1 protein-coding gene is annotated in these 3143 nt (G+C 68.7%); it reads left to right on the forward strand.

Annotated features, from left to right (window positions below; genetic code table 11):
* The first annotated feature begins 345 nt into the window (after positions 1-345).
* Positions 346-2925 (forward strand): bifunctional FO biosynthesis protein CofGH, encoded by a 2580-nt coding sequence (locus ACWDU1_RS31100; protein WP_450003957.1) that lies wholly within the window; start codon positions 346-348, stop codon positions 2923-2925.
* Positions 2926-3143 lie beyond the last annotated feature (218 nt).

Raw genomic sequence — 3143 nt, forward strand, 5'->3', positions numbered from 1 at the left:
CGCCCGTCGTCGACGGCGAACCAGCCCAGCAGTACGGCGAGAACGAACAGCCAGCCCAGCGCGGTCTGCACGGTCCAGAGCGTTTTCGCCCGCGGACTCGGCCGCCACGACGGCTCGGTCAGGAGATCGGGTGACCGCGGCAGGCTGTCCGGCGTCATATATTCATCCTGGCACGGCGCCGGGCCGGCCGTTTCCCGCAGACGGCGGCGAACCCGGCGCGCGGACGGCCGCCGGCCTCGGGCCGATACGTCCGGAGACGCCATGACCTGCACGGAATAGCCCGAACTACACCACGGTTGTGAACGCTCGACGACCTGGGAGGAGACAGTTCCGGATGAGTGCCGCATGATCGAGGGCGTGACCGACCTAGGAGAACCGACCGTCCCGACCCCCGTGCCGACCCCGTCCGCCATGCGGCGGGCGCTGCGCCGGGCACGCGACGGGGTCACCCTGAACACCGACGAAGCCACGGTCCTGTTGCATGCCCGCGGCGACGATCTGGCCGACCTGTCGTGCAGCGCGGCCCGGGTCCGCGACGCCGGGCTGGCCTCGGCCGGACGCCCGGCCACCATCACCTATTCGCGCAATGTGTTCATTCCGCTGACCCACCTGTGCCGCGATACCTGCCACTACTGCACCTTCGTGACCGTGCCGGGCAAATTGCGCGCGCAGGGCCGCGGCATGTTCCTGGAGCCGGACGAGGTCCTCGATATCGCCCGCCGTGGCGCCGAACTGGGTTGTAAGGAAGCGCTGTTCACCCTGGGCGACCGCCCGGAGGCACGCTGGCCGGAGGCCGCGCAGTGGCTCGACGAACGCGGCTACGACTCCACCCTGGACTACCTGCGCGCGGTATCGATCCTGGTGCTGGAGGAAACCGGGCTGCTGCCGCATCTGAATCCCGGGGTGATGTCGTGGGAGGAGATCTCACGGCTCAAGCCGGTGGCCCAGTCCATGGGCATGATGCTGGAAACCACCTCCACCAGGCTTTTCACCGAAAAGGGCAACTGCCACTACGGCAGCCCGGACAAGGACCCCGCGGTCCGGTTGCGCGCCATCACCGACGCGGGCCGGCTGTCGGTGCCCTACACCACCGGAATCCTGGTCGGTATCGGCGAGACGATGGCCGAGCGGGCCGACACCATCGCGGCGATCCGCAAACAGCACAAGGCGTTCGGGCATATCCAGGAAGTCATCGTGCAGAACTTCCGGGCCAAGGACGACACCGCCATGCGGCACGCCCCCGACGCCGATATGACCGAATTCCTCGCCACCATCGCGGTGACCCGGTTACTGCTCGGCCCGGATGTCTCGGTGCAGGCGCCGCCGAACCTGGTTTCCGGCGAGGAATGCCGGGCCCTGCTCGCGGCCGGAATCGACGATTGGGGTGGCGTCTCCCCGGTCACCCCCGACCACGTCAACCCCGAACGGCCCTGGCCCAACCTCGACACCCTCGCCGAACTCACCGCCGCCGCCGGGTTCGAGCTGGTGGAACGCACTTCCGCGCATCCGAAATACGTGCGGGCCGGCAACCCCTGGATCGATCCGCGTATCGGCGCCCACGTCGCCGCGCTCACCGATCCCGAGACCGGACTGGCCGACAGCGACGCCCTCCCGGTGGGCCTGCCCTGGCAGGAACCGGACGAATCCTGGGATTCGGCCGGGCGCACCGATCTCAATACCGCGATCGACACCGACGGCCGCAATACCGACACCCGCAGCGATATCGACAACGCGTTCGGCGACTGGGACACCATCCGGGAGCAGGTCCGGGATCTGGCCGCCGCCCCGCAACGCCTGGACGCCGATGTCCTGGCCGCGCTGCGCGCCGCCGAGAAGGACCCGGCCGGCCTCACCGACGCCCAGTATCTGGCGCTGGCCACCGCCGACGGCGCCGATCTGGATGCCGTGGCCGGCCTGGCCGACCGGTTGCGTCGCGAGGTCAACGGCGACGATGTCACCTACGTGGTGAACCGCAATATCAACTTCACCAATATCTGCTACACCGGCTGCCGGTTCTGCGCGTTCGCCCAGCGCAAGGGCGACGCCGATGCCTTCACCCTCAGCACCGACGAAGTCGCCGACCGGGCCTGGGAGGCCTACGTGGACGGGGCGACCGAGGTCTGCATGCAGGGCGGTATCGATCCCGACCTGCCGGTCACCGGATACGCCGATCTGGTGCGCGCGGTGAAGGCCCGGGTACCCGAGATGCATGTGCACGCCTTCAGCCCCATGGAGATCGTCAACGGCGCCTCCCGCGGCGGCGAGAGCGTGCGGGACTGGCTGACCGCACTGAAGGAAGCCGGCCTGGGCACCATCCCCGGTACGGCCGCGGAGATCCTCGACGACGAGGTCCGCTGGGTGCTCACCAAGGGCAAACTGCCCGCCTCGGCCTGGATCGATGTGGTCTCCACCGCCCATCAGGTAGGTATCCGGTCCAGCTCGACCATGATGTACGGCCATGTCGACAACCCGAGTCACTGGGTCGGTCACCTGCGGGTACTACGCGGGATCCAGGACGAAACCGGTGGTTTCACCGAATTCGTACTGCTCCCGTTCGTACATCAGAGCGCCCCCCTCTATCTGGCCGGAGCCTCCCGCCCCGGCCCCACCAACCGCGACAACCGCGCCGCCCACGCCCTGGCCCGGATCATGCTGCACGGCCGGATCGACAACATCCAGACCAGCTGGGTGAAGCTCGGTACCACCGGTACCCGGGTCATGTTGCGCAGCGGCGCGAACGATCTCGGCGGCACCCTGATGGAGGAGACCATCTCCCGGATGGCCGGCTCCCAGCACGGCTCCGCGAAAACCGTGGCCGAACTCACAGAGATAGCGGAAGGGATAGGACGCCCCGTCCGCGAACGCACCACCACCTACGGAGTCCCCACCGGCCGCGGCCCGGTCCCGGGCCTGGAACTGGTGTAGAACTCGGCAGAATCGGCCCGGCGACCACCATTACCGAACGGCCGCGCCGGGCACAGCACAATGGCACGATCGACCAGCGGCAGCCGGGCAAGGCTCCGACCAGGTCAGATCCACAATATGGCACCCGCCGAGCTCGGCGAGGCCCACAAAGGGTTCGGCCCGCGCCTGCTGTCGGCCCTCGAAGCGCATGTGGCGCAGCCACGAGTCTCGAGGGCCGA

It is taken from the genome of Nocardia sp. NPDC003345, from assembly GCF_053589395.1.

Excerpts from the sequence above, each read along its gene's own strand:
- ACWDU1_RS31100 (WP_450003957.1), top strand. The coding sequence starts at position 346 with ATGATCGAGGGCGTGACCGACCTAGGAGAACCGACCGTCCCGACCCCC.